The organism is Gulosibacter sediminis (assembly GCF_030011715.1).
Classification (GTDB): Bacteria; Actinomycetota; Actinomycetes; order Actinomycetales; family Microbacteriaceae; genus Gulosibacter; species Gulosibacter sediminis.
In genome coordinates, this window is the sequence record NZ_JASCYH010000093.1 from 1 (window position 1) to 544 (window position 544).

Sequence of the window (544 nt, forward strand, 5' to 3'; positions counted from 1 at the left end):
GGGCCGGGCTTCTTGCCGTTACGGCCGCGCTTCTTCCCGAACACGGACCACCAGCAGTTCGAAGCTGTGATGCGCCACGCCGTCCGATCCGCCATCGGCTCGCCAGCATCGCGGGCCTCATCAGCGAGGAGTCGATGCCCGAACTCCGGGTCGTCCCGGTGCGCGTCGAACAGCGCGTTCGCGCGATACGCCTCCACCACCTCGCTATCGGTGATCGGAGATGCCAGCCACCGGTAATAGGGCTGGCGGGAGAGCCTCAAGACCCGGCACGTCACCGTCACGGGGATCCCCGATGCGGCGAGCTCTGTCACGAGCGGGTAGAACCTTTTCCCGGCAGGTTCGCCTGCGACAGATACGCCGCAGCCCTCCGGAGGACCTCGTTCTCCTGCTCGAGGAGCCGGACTCGCTTGCGCAGCTCCCTGGTCTCCGCGGCCTCGGTCCGCGTAACGCCGGGCTTCGCGCCGTCGTCAACAGCGGCGCGCTGCAACCATTTCTGCAGGGTCATCGGGTGGACGCCGAAATCTTTCGCGATCTGCTCGATCGT

Annotated in this window: 1 protein-coding gene and 1 pseudogene; both read right to left on the minus strand. The window is 66.9% G+C overall.

What is annotated here, in order from left to right; genetic code table 11:
- Positions 1-311, minus strand: a pseudogene (locus QM019_RS12690) (IS3 family transposase); the annotation flags it as partial.
- A partial coding sequence (locus tag QM019_RS12695; protein WP_428831971.1) for a transposase occupies positions 308-544 on the minus strand: 237 nt, incomplete at its 5' end. The gene QM019_RS12695 and the pseudogene QM019_RS12690, both read right to left, overlap by 4 nt.